The sequence below is a fragment of the Pedococcus sp. 5OH_020 genome (assembly GCF_027812955.1).
GTDB lineage: Bacteria > Actinomycetota > Actinomycetes > Actinomycetales > Dermatophilaceae > Pedococcus.
On record NZ_JAPYZV010000027.1, the window covers coordinates 1 to 1,093 of the forward strand.

Sequence of the window (1,093 nt, forward strand, 5' to 3'; positions counted from 1 at the left end):
CTAGGTGTACCCGGCCATGAGGTTGGTGGCAGGCGAGTCGTGTTGACGAGGTGAGAGCCCCCGGGTGGGGTGTGGCTTGTCTAAGGCCCACATCACCCCGGAGGCTCTCGTGTCCCACCGTAACGCCCGTCTGACCGTTCACGGCCGCCTGCTCATCGTTGAACGCCACCGGGCTGGCTGGAAGCAGGCCCACATCGCGGCGGCGATGGGGATCTCGCGTAAGTGCGTCAGGACCTGGATCACCCGCCATGCCGGTGAGGGGGTGGCGGGGCTGGCGGACCGGTCCTCGCGACCGCACGCGATGCCCACCCGCACCAGCGCCGAGGTCGAGCAGCAGGTGCTGACCGCCCGGGCCACCTACCGGCAGGGGCCGGATGTGCTGGGTCCCCGGGTCGGGGTCCCGGCCCGGACCGTGTCCCGCATCCTGCGCCGAAATGGGGTGGCCTACCTGCGCGACTGTGACCCGATGACCGGTCAGGTGATCCGTTCCTCGAAGTCCACCGCGGTCCGCTACGAGCGCGAGCGGCCGGGCGAGCTGGTGCACATGGACGTCAAGAAGCTCGGCAAGATTCCTGACGGCGGCGGGTGGCGGGCCCTGGGCCGGCCCGCGACCCAGGCCGAGAAGACCAAACGCCCCAAGATCGGCTACGACTACGTCCACTCGTTGGTCGATGACCACTGCCGGCTGGCGTACTCCGAGGTCCTGCCCGATGAGACGGGCCCGACCTGCGCGGGGTTCCTGGCCCGCGCCGCCGACTACTTCGCCGCCAAGGGAATCCCCCGGATCGAGCGGGTGATGACCGACAACGCGTTCGCCTACCGCTACTCCAAGGACATCAAGCGCTTATGTGAGGCCCTGCACGCCAAGCAGGTCTTCATCAAGCCCCACTGCCCGTGGCAGAACGGCAAGGTCGAGCGCCTCAACCGGACCCTGGCCACCGAATGGGCCTACCGGCAGCCGTTCACCAGCAACACCGCCCGCACCGCAGCCCTTGCGCCTTGGCTCGAGCACTACAACACTGAACGCCGCCACAGCGCACTCGGCGGCAAACCCCCGATCAGCCGCCTGTAACCAACGTGCCGGCCGGGTACA

Annotated in this window: 1 protein-coding gene; it reads left to right on the forward strand. The window is 68.8% G+C overall.

Annotated features, from left to right (window positions below):
- Positions 1–109 precede the first annotated feature (109 nt).
- On the forward strand, positions 110–1,072 hold the full coding sequence (locus PHA84_RS20655) for an IS481 family transposase (protein ID WP_270890026.1): 963 nt from the start codon (positions 110–112) through the stop codon (positions 1,070–1,072).
- Positions 1,073–1,093: the final 21 nt, after the last annotated feature.